11 protein-coding genes are annotated in these 16,647 nt (G+C 51.2%); 3 read left to right on the top strand and 8 right to left on the bottom strand.

The window, feature by feature from the left end; genetic code table 11:
• Positions 1 to 338: 338 nt before the first annotated feature.
• The gene (locus tag IQ268_RS12745; RefSeq protein ID WP_193879149.1) at positions 339 to 1,901 is read right to left on the bottom strand and encodes an NAD(P)/FAD-dependent oxidoreductase; all 1,563 of its coding nucleotides are present in this window, start codon (positions 1,899 to 1,901) and stop codon (positions 339 to 341) included.
• Between the two features lie 432 nt (positions 1,902 to 2,333).
• Entirely contained in the window at positions 2,334 to 3,587 is a 1,254-nt protein-coding gene (locus tag IQ268_RS12740; RefSeq protein WP_193879147.1) for a lipid-A-disaccharide synthase-related protein, read from the bottom strand.
• Between the two features lie 153 nt (positions 3,588 to 3,740).
• Here IQ268_RS12740 and recQ point away from each other — a divergent pair, with 153 nt between their 5' ends.
• A complete protein-coding gene (gene recQ / locus IQ268_RS12735) occupies positions 3,741 to 5,969 on the top strand; it encodes a DNA helicase RecQ (RefSeq protein WP_193879145.1) in 2,229 nt (742 codons plus the stop codon).
• Positions 5,970 to 6,042: 73 nt separating this feature from the next.
• Here recQ and IQ268_RS12730 read toward each other — a convergent pair whose 3' ends face one another.
• The 5 genes from IQ268_RS12730 to IQ268_RS12710 form a co-directional block, all read right to left on the bottom strand.
• Positions 6,043 to 7,545: a GUN4 domain-containing protein gene (locus IQ268_RS12730; RefSeq protein ID WP_228035311.1), complete on the bottom strand. Its 1,503-nt coding sequence runs from the start codon at positions 7,543 to 7,545 to the stop codon at positions 6,043 to 6,045.
• Between the two features lie 122 nt (positions 7,546 to 7,667).
• The gene (locus IQ268_RS12725) at positions 7,668 to 10,877 is read right to left on the bottom strand and encodes a PAS domain S-box protein (protein ID WP_193879143.1); all 3,210 of its coding nucleotides are present in this window, start codon (positions 10,875 to 10,877) and stop codon (positions 7,668 to 7,670) included.
• A 3-nt stretch (positions 10,878 to 10,880) separates the two neighbouring features.
• Positions 10,881 to 11,033: a hypothetical protein gene (locus tag IQ268_RS12720; RefSeq protein ID WP_193879141.1), complete on the bottom strand. Its 153-nt coding sequence runs from the start codon at positions 11,031 to 11,033 to the stop codon at positions 10,881 to 10,883.
• A gap of 63 nt (positions 11,034 to 11,096) precedes the next feature.
• Positions 11,097 to 11,825: a DUF3891 family protein gene (locus IQ268_RS12715; RefSeq protein ID WP_193879139.1), complete on the bottom strand. Its 729-nt coding sequence runs from the start codon at positions 11,823 to 11,825 to the stop codon at positions 11,097 to 11,099.
• A gap of 146 nt (positions 11,826 to 11,971) precedes the next feature.
• Positions 11,972 to 12,532: a GAF domain-containing protein gene (locus IQ268_RS12710; protein WP_193879137.1), complete on the bottom strand. Its 561-nt coding sequence runs from the start codon at positions 12,530 to 12,532 to the stop codon at positions 11,972 to 11,974.
• 374 nt (positions 12,533 to 12,906) lie between these two features.
• On the opposite strand from IQ268_RS12710, the gene IQ268_RS12705 reads away from it, so the two are divergent.
• Positions 12,907 to 13,299: a BON domain-containing protein gene (locus tag IQ268_RS12705; protein WP_193879134.1), complete on the top strand. Its 393-nt coding sequence runs from the start codon at positions 12,907 to 12,909 to the stop codon at positions 13,297 to 13,299.
• A 468-nt stretch (positions 13,300 to 13,767) separates the two neighbouring features.
• Positions 13,768 to 14,322, top strand: coding sequence for a DUF937 domain-containing protein (locus tag IQ268_RS12700; RefSeq protein WP_193879131.1), 555 nt, complete (start codon positions 13,768 to 13,770; stop codon positions 14,320 to 14,322).
• A gap of 84 nt (positions 14,323 to 14,406) precedes the next feature.
• Here IQ268_RS12700 and IQ268_RS12695 read toward each other — a convergent pair whose 3' ends face one another.
• Positions 14,407 to 16,614, bottom strand: a complete 2,208-nt coding sequence (locus IQ268_RS12695) for a glycosyl hydrolase family 28-related protein (RefSeq protein ID WP_193879128.1) — start codon at positions 16,612 to 16,614, stop codon at positions 14,407 to 14,409.
• Positions 16,615 to 16,647 lie beyond the last annotated feature (33 nt).

Genomic DNA, 16,647 nt, shown 5'->3' with positions numbered 1-16,647 from the left:
TTCGCCGTTCAGACAAACGTTCATCTAAGACGATAGACCGCCTAACGGCTGAGAATGTAACGTATTCTACCGTTTGAAACAGAGCTGAGAACGAATGCTGATTTTCTTAGTGTTTCAGCTTTCTGTGTTCGCTCGTCTTAGAGCTTCAATCATACCGTACTCATTCTCAAACTCAGTTCCCTTTTTAGCCAGCCGAACGAAACGGTCGATCGCAGCAGCATCTGGTCGGCAGATGATCGACCGTTGGGCGCAACTTGAACAACCCTCCACATTCCATCACGGAACGTGGAGGGTGAGTACATGACCTTTTAACGATTGGTTGCGTTCATTTAACGCTGTTATCTAGTGCCTACCAGTTGTTTCGGTTCCTGTTTCTTTCTGATCGATCGCCCCGTGAGCAATTGAACGACGTCCATACCGTTGCCAATTACACCAGGCACACTGGGATAACCCGCACTCGCTCCCACAAAGAAGAGGTTGGGCAATTCGGTTGTATAGCCTAACCGATTTAACCCTACCTGTTGTGGAATTAATTTGGCTCCGTAGATATTACCCTGGGGTTGCCCCAGGTAATACTCACTGGTCGTCGGCGTACCGTAAAGCTTCATTCGCGTATAGGCATCCACGTCTGGAATCAAATCGCGCACACTGGTCATAATTTGTTGGTATACATCCCGCTTTTTAGCTTTATAGGCTTTGCGATCGGTTTCGTGGAGTTGTTTGAATGGTTCATAGGGGCAAATAGTGGCAATTTCTAGAACATGGTGCCCGGGAGGTGCCATACCTGGCTCATCGGATTTCATAGTGGGACAGGATAGAAAAATCCAGGGATGGCTGAGATCTCCCTGCAATTGTTTCTGATATTCCCGGTTGAGATTGCCCATTGGATAGTACCAGATATTCCAGTTGCCAATGCCATAGCGTTTTGGCTCAAAGCGACTGTCTAATCCCAGGTAGATGTTAAACGCACTGGCTGAGTATTCATAGCTGGTGAGACGATGATATTCACGCGGACTGAGAGCATTAGGGGACTGCATCAGATTAACGGTGAGTTTGGGGTCGAGGTCGCTGATATACGCCTTTTTCGCATGATAAACATCTCCCTCGGCAGTGGTAACATGCTGCACCTGGCGATCGCACACTTCAATGTGCTGAACCGGCGTTGAAAGCTGCACCATTCCACCTCTGTCCGTAATTGCCTCTACAATTGTGTCAACAAGATGTTTAAAGTGATGTTTAGGATAATAGGCACCTTCTGAATAATCCCAAACCAGGGATGTATGAGTCAGGAGCGCAATTTCATTGGGCGGCAGGGCATAATCGCCACTTTGTCCCGCCAACAGGTTCTGAAGTTTGGGTGAGAGGCCAACCCGATTGTACAAGTCTTGCAGTGTCCAATTCCGTTTAGAGAAGAGGTTCCAGTATTTGGGTAGCTTCAACCAATCTGACCACTTCTGGTCATACCATTGCACCTCTCGCACCAGATGATGGATATCTTGATGGAGTTGTTGAATCTCGTTGCAGTAGCGATGGATGGCGGCCTGTTCGTCTGGAAACGTGGCTAATAACCGATCGCACAGGGTGTTCCATCCCAGGGGAATGTTGAAGTCAACCTCAGGCGTAATGACCCGATCAATACAATCTGGATCAAGTGAGTTGAAGGGAACCGTGCGCTCAAGATAATTAAGCAATTGATCAATGGTTTTACCTGAACCACATTGGGAAATGTAATGCACATCGGCACAAAACCGATACTCGCCGTAATCAAAGGTGTGGCAGCAGCCACCGGGCAAATAGTGTTTTTCTAAAACGACCACTTCATGACCCTGGCGAGCCAGACAGGCAGCGGCAGAAAGCCCACCCAGCCCTGCACCCAAAATGACATAATCAAAGCTCTTCATCTCCACCTCCTGCGATCGCTTTTCTTCAGAGTAAGGAAACCCGTTGAGGAAAATGTGAGGACAGATTGATTAACGCTTGTATCCGATGCCGCAATGATTCCTGCCGTGCTTCTACATCGTTTGCACTCTTCACACCCTTCACAGCAGGCCATCAATTGTGTTCACCCGTGTTGCCTGAGCGGTTTTTGATGAAACGGGTTTGACCTAAAATGACGTTACGCTGTGGGAAGGGTGCTGGTAACTAACTTGAGTTCTATTATTTGTAACTTGATAATGTAAATCTCAATACAAACCAGTGCTTGTGCTTCTATTGTCATCCTACTCATCGATTCGGTTTCGATCTCTACACATTTCCTAACGCCATCGTCCGAATCAAGGTCACTAGCGCCTTCATAACCCAGATGTACTGGCCGCGATCGCATTTCCCTGCCGCTAGCGTCGGTTCACTTGCCAGTCCAGTTCCATCAGATGATCGGCAATGCGTTTTGCGGCTCCGGGTGCGCCCATGCGACGATAGCCATTATCGGCAATGAGTTGCAGGCGATCGGGGTCTTGCAGCAGCGCATCAATGACGTTAACCACCTGCTCGGGTTGTTTAATTAAAATGGCCGAGGGACCCAACAACCGAGTTTGGGCTTCAGCAAAGGCGGGCGTGAACTGCGGCCCTTCTCCTACCAATGTAATGGCCGGTTTTCCCAGACCCACAAACTGTTCTGTAGCGGTGCCAGCCATTGCGATCGCAAAATCAGCCTGGTGTAAGCAATCGTTATAGGCCGACTGGCTCAAAATGAGCGTGGCGGCACGTTGCGTAAATTTGAGATCGGGAGTAGACGGCTGCTGCTGCCATCCCTGTGAAATCAGGGCCTGGCTCAAGGGCGCAACGTCAAGATGGGGCGCGATCGCACCTAAGAACAAAAGCCGTTTGGAACGTCCCTGAACCATGATGGCAGCGACCGCTTGCAATATTAGTTGCCAGTTTTGATAGACTTCTGGCGCTCTGGAACCGGGAAGTAATACAAAGGTGAGCGATCGTTCTACGTCATTCCCCACTTCTCCATCCAGCCTGAACTGAATTCCAGACGGTTCTAGCCCGTCCATCATCGGGTTTCCCAGATCAAAAGCGGGAATATTCCATTCCTTCAGAATTGTTGTTGTTAACGTATCTCTGGGGAATACGGCCTTGCAACGGGGATGGCTCATCAGCCACCGCTCCCAGGGTAAATACACCGAGCCTGACCAGGTTTCTAACCGTTCAAACCACGAATGGCGTGGCAACAAACCCGCCTCATCCTGCAAATAGTAGTCTGACTTAGCCGTACCGACAAAGGCGTAGGGGGCACCGCTGAGCCAGGCAAACAGCAGCGGTACAATGTCGCCTACTGCCAGAACCATACCGCCCGATCGCGCCCATTTCCTCACGGCTTTGATCTGAGCCAGCGTGAGTTGTAACAGCCCGCCCCGGATATCGCGTGCCAATTGCCGATTGTCCATGTAGATGAAGCCACCGGAAGGCATTTGTCTGACTGGCTCTAACAGGGGAATGCTGTGGCGGATGTAAGCATACCCTTCTCCGACCAATGGCAAGGCGGCTAGTTTCGGATGGGCTGGATGCGGCTGAAGCTGCTGAAGAATGCGGAGCGCGATCGCGTCTTCGCCATGACCATTGCTAAGGCTAAGAAGTTTCATGCTTTCGAACGGAATGGAACAGGGCAGAGGTGAGTCTAGGATAAGATAAATGGGCGATCGTCGTAACCGCGATGAACCAGATCCGTCTCAATACGGAATCAATCGCGCCTCTGTCAGGGGCATTCTAACCGGATGTGCATCAAAGTTTAGTTAATGTCGGCTAGTATCTCCCTCACCCCTCCTAACTTCGCCTCCCTTGAGCAAGCGCTCAAGCATTACTTTGGCTACGAACAGTTCCGCCCTGGTCAGCGGCAAATTATTGAAGCGGCGCTGCAAAAGCAGGATCTGCTGGTAATTATGCCCACTGGGGGCGGTAAGTCGCTTTGTTTTCAGTTGCCAGCCTTGCTCCAGCCCGGATTAACGGTGGTTGTGTCACCGTTGATTGCGCTGATGCAAGATCAGGTGCAGGCGCTGCAAGATAATGGTATTGGTGCCACCTTTCTCAACAGTAGCCTCAGTGCTGCCGAGACGCGGCAACGAGAAGCCAGTGTGTTTAGGGGTGAGGTGAAGCTGCTGTATGTGGCTCCAGAGCGGCTGTTGGGCGATCGCTTCTTGCCATTGCTCGATCAGATCAACGCCCGGGTTGGGGTCACTGCATTTGCGATCGACGAAGCCCATTGCGTTTCAGAATGGGGACACGATTTTCGTCCCGAATATCGGCAACTTCGCACCCTGCGAGACCGCTATCCAGAGGTGCCCGTCCTGGCGCTGACGGCCACCGCCACCGATCGCGTTCGGCAAGACATTGTTGCCCAGTTAGAGTTGAACCAGCCCGTTGTGCATGTGGCGAGCTTCAACCGCCAAAATCTGTACTACGAAGTACGGCTGAAGCCACGCGGGGCTTACAGCGAACTGCTGCAATTTGTCCAGCAAACGCCAGGGTCGGGCATTATCTACTGCCTCAGCCGCAGACGCGTGGATGAGCTAACTGCTCAATTGCAGCGCGATGGCATCGCTGCTTTGCCTTACCATGCCGGATTAGACGATCAAACGCGGCGCGAAAACCAGATTCGCTTTATTCGGGATGACGTGCGGGTGATGGTCGCAACGGTTGCCTTTGGCATGGGGATTAACAAGCCCGATGTGCGGTTTGTGGTACATTACGATGCGCCACGAAATCTCGAAGGCTACTACCAGGAATCGGGTCGAGCCGGACGAGACGGCGAGGCGGCACGGTGCATTCTGTTTTTTGGCTATGGCGACATTAAAACCGCTGAATATTTGATCGATCAAAAACCCGATCCCAACGAGCAGCGAATTGCACGACAGCAATTGCGGCAGGTAATTGATTATGCAGAAGGAACAGACTGCCGCCGTCGAATTCAGTTGGGCTACTTTGGCGAACGGTTTGAGGGCGGGTGCAACAACTGCGATAACTGTTTGCATCCACAGCCAATTGAAGATTGGACCATTGAGGCGCAAAAATTTCTCTCTTGTGTGGCGCGATGTCGCGAAAAATTTGGCATGAATCACATCATTGATGTGCTGCGCGGCTCGAAAAATCAAAAGGTGATGCAGTATCGCCACAACGAGCTATCGACCTACGGCATTGGCAAAGACCGCACGGCAGATATGTGGCGCACATTGGGGCGATCGCTGCTGCATCAAGGGTTGGTGGCAGAAACGACAGATGGCTTTCCGGTGCTGCGGCTGAATGCGCTGAGTTGGGAGGTGTTACGAAAGCAGCGATCGGTTGCCATTGCGGTGCCACGGGCGGTAGATGAGATGGAAACGACTTCGTCTACCCGTGCCGAGATAGAAGTGCTGTTTGGGCGATTGCGCCACCTGCGGAAACAGCTAGCCGATGAGCAGTCGGTGCCGCCCTATGTGGTCTTTGCCGATTCCAGCCTCAAGCTAATGGCACAACTGCAACCCCAAACGCTAGAACAGTTTTCCAAAATCTCTGGCGTAGGAAGCCACAAGCTCAAGCAATATGGCGATCGATTCATTGCAGAAATTCGCGCCTATCGCCAGGAGCAAGGACTGACTCTTTTACCTTTAGTGGCTCCTTCTACGCGCCCTGTCCCTGCACCACCCCCCTCTACAGCGTCAGCGGCATCCCCCACGCACCTGCTTACCCTTGAATTGCATCAGCAGGGCTGTTCCCCGGCAGACATTGCCGAGAAGCGCAACCTGCGGCTGAGCACCATTTACGATCATCTGGGGATCTTAATTGAATCAGGACACCCAATCAATGTGACTGAGCTGGTGCCAGTGGAACGCCAACAGCAGATTTGCCATGCTATTCAAACCGTAGGAGATGACTCATTGCGATCGATTCGAGACAAGCTGGGTGAAACCTTTGATTACAATGAAATTCGTCTGGTGCGGGCGGCATGGCGGCGATCGCTCGATCCTGCACCCAATTCAGGCCTGGAATGATGGATCATTACTCGTTCATTGCTTGTTTGTAATGATGATTGATCAACCACCATTGCTTCAATGCTGCATGTTCCTATAAATTGCACTGCTCGATTCGCCGCATCATCAGCGCTATCATCCAGCGATCGCGGCTCACTCCGCCTCTGCCGCCCCAAAAATTTCCCATTTGGCTGGATTCTTGCCATGAAAGCTGCCAGAACCATCTAGCTGGCAAGTGACCTGACGGTGCCGATCGGGCAAAACCTAAAAAGGGATAATACTTAAAGAATTCCAGCCCTCGCGCCCACCATCCTACTGCTTTGCCAAAGGCGAGCGCGGTGCGATGGGGTAACTCATCATAAATTTGTTTTTGAACGCTGAACCCAAATCGTCCCTCGCTGTATTGCAGCCAGAGAGCATTCATGATCCGCAGATCAACACAGGGAAAGTCTTCAATGGCGTTCTGGTCTAGCCATCCCTGCTCAATGCGGCCTGTTCTAGCCAGCATGAGAGACATCGTTTCCAGATCGGCTTCTTTCCATAACCCTGCTTCTAACAGGCTTTCTAGCCGAGTGTAGTGTTCTCTGGGGTCATCATCGTCATCGTCTTCAAAGGCAGGCTTGGGCGGTAAGGTAATGGGTTCGTTGTCGAGCGATCGCTCTGTATGAGTGGAACCATTGGTGATAAAAGCAGCCATGATGCTGGCAGCGGTTTCTTTGGTGCCGTTTCCATGATCGGTGGTATCAGCCAGATCATCCCACAACTGGCCTGAGGTTTCGGTTTCGTCTCCCCACTGCGGCTGGTCGTCGTTTGTTGTCGTATCATCCCAACCAAGGTTAGATTCGGGATGCACCATTTCGTCTAGCTCGTCCCAGTTTTGCTCGGAATCATCCCAGGTTTCATTGACTTCATCACTGGGGAGAGAGTCTTGCGTTGGCAGATCGTCTGAAGCGGGTGGCGAAGTTACCTCCGCATGGCCTGGGGGCGGTGTATAGTCAACGAGTTCGTGGAGTTCAACCTTTTCAGTATTAAGGTGATTTGCCCAATCGGCAGAGGGGCGATCGCTCTCTTTCTCTGGTGATGCTTGTTCACCTGGATCCGTCTCATGCTGCAAGCCGCCCTGTGCTTCGGTCTGGGGTGTCGGCTCGGCTACGGCTGGTGGTTCAGATTGAATCACCGTGGTGGATGGATCGGCAACGGCTGGGTCGGCTGTTGTCGCTGGCTGGCGCTCTTGTTCAACTTCTTTGCGAACCAGAATAGGGCGTTCAATTTGTTGAATATCGGCATCTTTGATGGCTAGAGTCTGTTGCAGATCCTGAAACTCTGCGCGCATTGAGTTTGACAAGGGAAACTGCTGATCGATCGCCTGCATAAACTGCTGTTTGTACTGGTGCAGTTTGTCTTGATAGGCTGCATAGCGGGTTTCGGCATCAACCATGAGCTGATGTTCAAGCGGTAACACATCGGCATTGTTGAGATCGAGGGCTTGCTGTAGCTCTTTGAATCCGTTATAGGTGAACTCACTCATGGGAAACGATTGCCTGATCGCCCAGGCAAATTCCTGTTCATACCGCCTTAGCCGTGCTTGATAGTCCATGAACTAATCCCTATCTCTACCCGATCCAACTCGATTAGTATTCCACAATCACATGAATGCAGATCAGGCTAATTTCATATTGGCGATTCGTATGGTTAGGTTCCTGCTGCACCTGACTTGCACTACTGATGTCCATTCAGTAAACTCGTGACGGCTGCAACTAATTCAGTGGGTTCAATCGGTTTGGTGAGGTGAGCCTGAAAACCAGCAGCAAGGGCGCGAGCCTGGTCTTCTGTACGGGCATAGGCGGTTAATGCCGCCGATGGAATTTCTTTCCCTTGCTCGATGGCGATCGCCCTGACTCGTTCAATTAAGCTATAGCCATCTTCATCAGGCATACCAATATCGCTGATTAATACATCGGGCAATGACCGCTGCATATGGGCGATCGCTTCTGTGACGGACGAGGCCGTAGCAACGGTGGCACCCTGCTGTTCTAAAATGACCCGTGCTACCTCTCTGGCATCGGCTTCATCATCAACCACCAGAATGCAAACATCCTGTAGTGTCGCCTGAGGGGGAGGGGCTGGCTCCTTGGAGTCGCTGGGGTTAGCCCACTCTGCTACAATCGGTTTCTCTGAACGGGATGGGGAAACCAGCGGCAACCGTACCGTGAATGTAGAACCCTGCTCCAGCCCTTTGGAGTCGGCATGAATTGTACCGCCGTGGAGTTCAATTAAATGACGCACGATCGCCAACCCTAAACCCAGACCGCCATACGTGCGGGTGGTGGAACTATCCGCCTGGCGAAACCGTTCAAAAATGTAGGGCAAGATTTCGGGTTTGATGCCGCAGCCGTTATCAATGACTTCAATTTGGACATGATCCGACAATATAGAACTGGGGGGCGCAACTTGGGAAAGCCCGCTGGTGCTGGTTGGCTGATATTGACGATCGGGCGTTAGCCGCGTCAGGCGAATTTCGACTTGCCCTCCAATCGGCGTAAACTTGATCGCATTCGATAGGATGTTCCAGAAGACTTGCTGCAAGCGATCGCTATCTCCGGCGATGGGTTCAATGCTGCGATCGAGCTGGAGCCGCAGATTGATATTTTTCGCTTCTGCCGCCGGACGAACGGTATCGGCGGCCGCTTCCAGGACGGTAACTAACTCAACAGCGCGGATGTTAAGCCGCAGTTTGCCTGTAATGATGCGAGAAACATCCAGCAGGTCTTCAATTAATTGAGATTGAGATCGGGCATTGCGTTCGATGATTTCGATCGCCTGGGATTGCTGCTCCACCGAGAGCTTTCGTAGTTTTAGCATTTGCGCCCAACCTAACATGGCATTGAGCGGCGATCGCAGCTCGTGAGACAGGGTCGCCAGAAACTCATCCTTCATGCGGTTAATCACTTCGGCCTGCTGACGCGCCTGCTTCTCACGTTCTAGCAGTTGGTTGCGCTCCTCCTCTGCTCGTTTGCGATCGGTGATGTCAATGCAAGAGCCGATGTAGCCCAAAAACACCCCATCAGGGGTGTATCGTGGCACGCCAGGGTCTAAAATCCAGCGGTACTCACCATCGTAACGGCGCAAACGATACTCTATGATAAATTCTTCGCGAGCATCAAATGCCCGTGAGTAAGACTCCAGGCAGGACTGGACATCATCTGGATGAACTCCCGTCGCCCAACCGTCGCCTACCTCCATATCTGCGGTTCGTCCGGTGAAATCTAACCAGCCTTTGTTGAAGTAGTAGCACTTTTGGTCTATGCCCGCCATCCAAATCATCACGGGAGCCGAATCCGCTAAAATGCGAAACCGGGCTTCACTCTCTCGCAGTTCGGCTTCTGCCCGTTTGCGCTCGGTGATATCTAAAAACGCTGCAACGGCTCCCCTGGGTTTTCCCTGTTCGTCAAACAGCGGCGCAGCATGACCAAACAGGTTAAAGCGATCGCCATCTTCACGCACCACTTCTACTTCTAAGTCTCGTAACTCTACCCCGTGCGTTGTCACATGTTGTAAGGGGAGTTGCTCTCCGGCCAACTCTTCGCCGTTCTGGTAAAACTTGTAGGGAGGTGGGAAGCCCATCTCAGGAGAGGTTGGAGAGGCGTTGGCGGTGGCTGAAATCCCCAGGATGTGAGCAAAGTTAGGGTTAACGCGAACGTGATGGCATTCAGGATCTTCTGCAATTGAAATTCCGATGGGAATCACGCTAAACAGCGTTTGCAATTCGCCAGCCCGTCGCCGCAACCCTCGATTGAGAGCGTCGATCGTATCTTCTGCCTGTTTGCGTTCGGTGATATCTCGAAAATAAATGGCAATCCCGGCATCGGAAGGGTAAGCTCGTACCGTGAACCAGGCATTTGCCAGCAGCAGATAATCTTCTAGCTCCCCGGCTCGTTGCTCAATCATCACGGTGCGGCACAGTAGAGCAAACTGCGTAGTGTCTAATTCGGGGAAGCGTTGCCACACGTTTTGACCGAGCAATTCTTCTGGGACGCACCCCAAGATTCTGGCGGCTTCGTGGTTAATGTAAGTGAACCGCCAGGTTACATCAAAGGCAATGAAGCCATCGGTAATACTTTCCAGAATCTTTGAAATCTGCTCTTTATTCGCTTCGGCTTCGGCTCGTGCTGCCTGTTCGTGTGCCAGGAGCCGCACTTTTTCTTCCTCGGCCTGTTTGCGATCGCTGATGTTCATCACCAGGCTAATGACAGTCTCTTCGCCTTTGCCGTACAACAACGATGCCACCAACACCGGAATGCGTGAGCCGTCTTTACAAATGTATTCTTTTTCAAACGGCTGACATTTTCCAACGGTTTGCAACTCATTGATGGCCTGTTCGCTCATGGTTTGATATTCCGGTGGGGTCATGTTGCGCCAGTGAACCCGCCCGGCTGATAACTCCTCACGGGAGTAGCCCACCATATTGAGAAAAGCATCATTGGCTTCGGTAACTTTCCCCTCGACCGTCGCTATCAAGATACCAATGATGTTGGATTCTGTGAGGCGATGAAAGCGTTGTTCGCTTTCATGTAGCGACTGCAAACTGGCTCTTACTTGCCGCTCGGATGTCCACAGTTGAGAACAAAGGACGCTAATCAGCAGCGATACGACCACAAAGCCAAGCAGTTCAGTAACTAGATTAAAGTTGAGGACAGTTGGGTAGACCAGCGGCAGCAAAAACAGATTAGCCAAACCTGAAAGAAAGATCGCCAATACACCCGCCTGAATGCCGCCATACCATGCACTAACCGCAACGGCTGCATAAAACAGTTGAAACGAGTTTGAGTTGAATAGTTGAGGCAGCAAAACAGTGAGCAACAGTGCCACAGCAACGGTTAACACTGCCACTCCATAAAACAGCAAACGAAAATACTGTGCGCGACTCATAGGCTAAGGTTGAGCAGACTCTAGAGGGCAGCGATCGCCAACTGCAATGTAGCAACCATCTCTCAGCAATGCCCCTTTGCCAAGGGATGTGACATTGACCAAACCGATGTTGAGATACGTTGAGATAACAGGGGCAGGGCATTTTGTGTTTAGCACTAAATTCCTACCCACTTAAGGGAACTGAGAAATACAGCCTCTTGCAACTGTCTTGCGAGAGATTTACTGCTTTACAAACGTCCACGTTAGTTCTTTGATCGGAGCGGCTTGCAGTGCTTTTGACAATGCTTTGTTGTCCTTAAAGGTCACATGCGAAAGGTAGCACGCCTCAACATTCACCACAAACTTCTCAGATTCAAAACACCAGGGCTGAACGGTAATATAGCCGTTGCTTAATTGCAACACGTCATAACGTGTACCGTCTGGCAGCGTGCTAATTTCCAAGGCTCGCTCGTCGGCAGGTAGCCGCTTTTGACACAGAATTAGAGAAAGCTGATCGCACCACTCCATAAAGGCGTAGGCGGCTGCAGCTTCGTCTTTGGGGATGCCCAGGGCGGTTCGTAGTTCTGCCTGTAGCGTTAGCTGATCGTCCAAAAACTTATCCATTTTGGCCGAGTCGCCGCGTTTACTTTCGTTTAGAAATGAGAGGTGCATTGACGTTAACAGGGCAACCCACCGTCCGCGATAGCGGGCACTGTCCACCAGATCATACAACTTGTCAATCGATGACTGGGTTCCCAGCCGAAAATCTAGCGGTGCGCCCGATTCTGTAAGATGATCGCCTTCCCATTCCCGCTCCAGGTCATCGTGATGCGATATGGCGGCCAGGGTTTCGTACAGCCGAGGTGGCGCATCTGCGCGTCGCCACTGGCCTGCAATCTGCGCTGCTAGCAGGGCATGGGCGCGATGATAAATAATTTCCCAACCGCTTTCTGTTAAATGCGTAATCACAACCGATTGTTCTCCAAATATGCGTTAGATAGGCGTTGCCAAAAATTCACAGAAAACGATCTCTCCTGAACGGCATTCAAAGCCTGTTAATACGCTAGGTGACCTCCATTTCGCTCGCCCTCATTCTTTGGAGGGAGGGAATGACTTCAAATCCCGGCTGATTTGATATAGGCGATCGCCAAGGGTGTCATTTTTTGAACCACATTAAAGATTATGGCGCGATCGGTTTCATCCCATTCGCGCGGTTGCTCCATCATGCAGGGCTGTAAGATGCCCCACAACAGGTTGTCCTGACAAATATGGGCATGAACCAGGGCACGGTGGTGCAGGTATTTTTTTTCAAACTCAACGTTAACCACCTCAGGGCTGGCTGTCTCAATGTCGTTCACATAAACAGAGGGTTCGGCGCGTAGTGCAGCGGCAAACAGCGGATCGTCTTGCGATAAATGCTCTGGTTCTGGTTTCCACTCTGGATCGGTGACATCACGATAATCAGCCTTACGCCGCCAGCAGTAGACGACTTTGCCTACCTGGGTGCGCGGGTTTCGGAGATACAAAAAGCAGCGATCGCAATTTAATACCTGCCCTAAAGTGGGCATCAAATTGGTAAAAACAGCATCAGGAGTTTGGTGTGTTTCAAAGATGCTTTCAAGCTCTGCCGGAAGCGCTGGACGAGAAGACGATTGGGGAAACGTGTAATCGGTCATTAAGTGTCGTTGGTGTTAGTTAATGTTAGCTGATAGTCAGTGGCGTACTAATTATTTCATCTCACCCGAGAACAACAAATACAACCGTCAAAAGTTTGATTGTTCAAGTGCTTCAGCCGTTCTTCAGCCTTTAGATAGAACCTGAATAATGAAACAAGCAGCCGATCAAAATTGAGCGATAAAGTCATTGGTTGTCTTCCTGATGGCCTTTGGAGAATGCCTGGATTGCTGTTGTTAGACCAAAATCAGGCTTCTTGCGCTACCACAGGGTAGAACTTTGGGCTACAGGAAGTTCGCTCCTTTGAAAGATGCCAATCCCTGCCTCGAACCGTTCAATGGGTGAGGTAATGTTGATAAATCTGGAGAATAGTAAAGTGGGTTTTTTACAACGATTATTTGGTGTGCAGAAGCCACAAAACCGTGGAGCAGCTCAGGGACAATCTGCTAACCAGGGTACAGCAGCGGCTCCCCAGTCTACACCTCAAGCAGCCTCTCGCTCCGCAACGCAGCAGCAGTCTGTTCCCCCAGAACGGGTAGGACTTAACGGCGAATATGATGATAGCGGTTTGGCTAAGCGAGTAGCGTTAGCGTTCGACGAAGACTCGCAAATCGATGATGTTGACACCGTTTATGTAGCGCAAACGGGTAGCACTGTTGTGTTGAAGGGCAAAGTACCTAACCGTCAGTTGCTCGATCGCATGGTGAGTGTTGCTAAGGGCGTTAACGGAGCCAAATCGGTTGAAACAAATCAGGTTTCGGTCGGCTAATTTCTCGGAGCTTTTCTGAGCCTTAGAGGATGTTTTAAACGTATTGAATGTGCTGCATTTACCCCCTAAATCCCCCAACCTTGGGGGACTTGCGAGCCGATTCTGTTGCAAAACCCTCCAGTGCTGGGGACTTTAAGGGGGGCTGTTTAACAGCGCAGCACATATCAACTAGAGGGTGTCTGAGAATGGCTCAACATCCTAAATCAGCCCCCTAAATCCCCCAACCTTGGGGGACTTTGAAAGAAATAGAATTGATTCGGAAGTCCCCCAGAATTGGGGGATTAGGGGCGGTTCGAGTTGGAGCTTAATACTTTTAAGACATCCTCTTAGGCCAGTCCTGGATTAATCACTTGAAACAATAACTGAGGTACCCATCCCAAACGAACCCCGAACCTAAACCGGATCGTTTTATTTTGGGACAAGTGCCTTTTTCAATTACTTGTACTTCAACGCAGAGAGTATTTAGCCGTGGGACTGTTTGATCAAATTGCTGGTGCGATTAATAATCCAAACCAACAGGCGAGTCCAAGCCAGCTTGGCAATATATTGACAGCGGTGCAGCAGGTGTCGGGAGGACGCGGCATGAATGCTAGCACGACACAGTTGTTGTTGTCGGTGGTTGGCAGTCACGTTCGCAATTCACTACAACAGAAGCGATCGCGCAATGGCTATGAGGAAGCCGAGTCTATTGTCAATCAATACGGCGGTACTCGCCCCAATGCTAGAGCGGTAGAATCTCTGTTCTCACCTGCGGAACAGCAGGCTACAGTTCAAGATTCCGCACAGCGCACCGGGTTGAATGCGGAAACGATCCAAAGCCTGCTGCCAGTGTTGGTGCCCATTGTTTTAAGCTTGCTGCAAAGCGGCTCTGGTAATCAAAATGTGGCTGGTGCGAACCGTTCTGCTAATCGCAGCGGCGCTAACCCAGTGCTGAACGCTTTTTTAGACAGCAATGGGGATGGAGAAGTGGACATTGGCGATGCCGTTTCGCTCGCCAGCCGCTTTCTCAACCAGTCACGATAAGCTGCCGCTCTCGGTTATGCTGGCACAACTGTCTGTAGGGGCATTGAATTCAACGCCCCTACAGAACCAGGCCAGGTCAGCAGTTTAGCTCACCACTGCAAACTGATTAGCATTTAATGCTGGCGCTTTTTCGAGTTTGGCGATCGCCAATGCTGCACCGGGGCTGGTGCCGTCGGGGTCAAAGCTCAACACTCCGGTGCTGGTGCTGTATAAGAAGGTGGCGTTCAGGTCAACTGGTTTGGGAGAACTTCCTTTGACAAACACTCCGGTTGCCGAGGCGCTGGTACTCAAACCTGTTCCGGCCTTTAAACCGCCACCAAACCCAGAGGCCGAGATCTGAAAGCGATCGTCACTGCCAAAATCGGTAATCGTGTCAAAGCCATCGGTGCGCGAGCGATACACAAAGGTGTCAGCACCGCCAGAACCCGTCATGCGATCGCCACCTGCTCCGCCTTCTAGCAAATTAGCGCCCGTAGTGCCCACTAAAGTATCGCTCGACTGACTGGAGCCGCTGTATAGCGGAATCACAAACCCGTTAACTCGACGAATCATGTTGCTGTCGTTCATCAGGTTTTTGGTTTCGCCATTGCGGGTTTCTTGCACCAGAATTTTGTACGATCCCTTAACGTATTTGGACTCACCCACGCCCGCAATGCTGAGGTGAGAGTTGTTGTTGATAAAGGCTGGTCGGTTAGAGGGAATGCGATCGCCGCCCCCGGCAGGATAAATTAATCCACCCAAAATTTCGGTTTTGCCGCCACCGTTGGTTTCAACCACCGTTCCTTCTTTTTCGGTCTTGAGTCCTAAAATCCACAGGTCGCTACCGTTGTTGACAATGTGAGTAGAAGCGCCCTCTGGATTGAGCTGTCGCGCCCACACCTTTTGTCCGTTTAATGTCCAGCCTGTCATGGTAACGTCTTCAACAAACAGGCGACCACCGGATACGCTGTTGCGGTAGGCTCGTCCTGCGCCAACGGCAATGTTACGCATCACCAGGGTTTTGGCAGAGGCTTGCTCGACCCATTGGAAGTTGCTGCCGTCGCTATAATTTCCCCAAAACCGCTCGAGGACAACGGTTTCCTGGGTGCCATTGACAAAGCGAAAGACGGGTTTGTTGGAATTGTTCAATGGTGCGCCAATGGTCAGGGTGGTTTGATAGGACGCGCCCGTAATCATTTTGACGTTGCCACCCACTTGCAGGGTGGAATTAATATCGTAACCGCCCCCCGGAAAGTAAATGGTAGATTTGCCAGAGTTGAGCGCTTTTTGAATGGCTGCCGTGTCGTCTTTGCCGTCGTTGGCGATCGCCCCATAGTCTTTGACGTTAGCCCAATTGCTTAGCGGCTCATACTGAATCGCTGGCGTGTCGGCGATCGGCAGGTTAAGCGACGTTTGGGGAGACGGGTTTAGACTGTACACCTTGTGGAACACAGATTCTGATACCGCGCTTCCGGGCAAAAAGGTGGTGCCGCTTTTTACAGCAGAGCGATATCCTAACGTGTTGACGTTGCGAGCATACAGCGTTCCGTCTTTCATCTCGATCGCTGCATTGCCAGAGGCACCGCCCGTCAGGGTGCTGTCCAGAATGGTGATAATTCCCCTACCGTCAAGGTTTTGAATCGCCGGGACGGAGTTGTTGCTGGTTAACTTGCGAATTGAAAGAATGTTGCCGCTGTTGCTAACTCCGGCAACGCGCTGATTGCTCAACGTCAGGTTTTCGAATACGTTACTGTATTCAGGATGGTTGACCCGCACGCCATAGTCGAAGCCCTTGATAGTGATGTTTTTCAGCAGGGATGGCCCCGGCCATGCTTTGATCAGGGCTAATCCTGTATTTCCGGCATAGCCCGGATCGCTGGAGCGGATGGTTACGTCCCGCACACCACCCTGGTTGTTGTTGAAAAAGTTAATGCCGATCGCGCCTCGGTTTCCGGCTCCTACGTCAACGGTCAGGTTATAGATCGAGTTTTGAAACGCCTGTCCCGTACTGCTGCCGTTAAAGGTGGCAATCACTGATTTAGGCGCATTCGGCTCAGTAAAGCCGCTGGCATTATTTTTGAGCTTAATGACGCTGCCGTTTTGACTTTCGCCCTGAATCAAAACCCGTTTGATGCTGTCAGTTTGCAGGGTATTGCTAACGAGATAGGTACCGTTAGGAAAATAGACTGAGCGACTGGCGTTTAACGCTGCCTGGATAGCCTTTGTATCATCTGTAACGCCATCGCCTTTGGCTCCGTAACGTTTGACGTTAGCAATAACTGTCCCGTTGGGAAGATTGAACTCGCTACTCATAACTGTGGTGGATGGGGTAGGTAATGGTGTGTC

It is taken from the genome of Oculatella sp. LEGE 06141 (assembly GCF_015207605.1).
Lineage (GTDB): Bacteria > Cyanobacteriota > Cyanobacteriia > Elainellales > Elainellaceae > Oculatella.
Note: the sequence above shows the minus strand (reverse complement) of the source record. Positions and strands in the feature narration are given on the sequence as shown.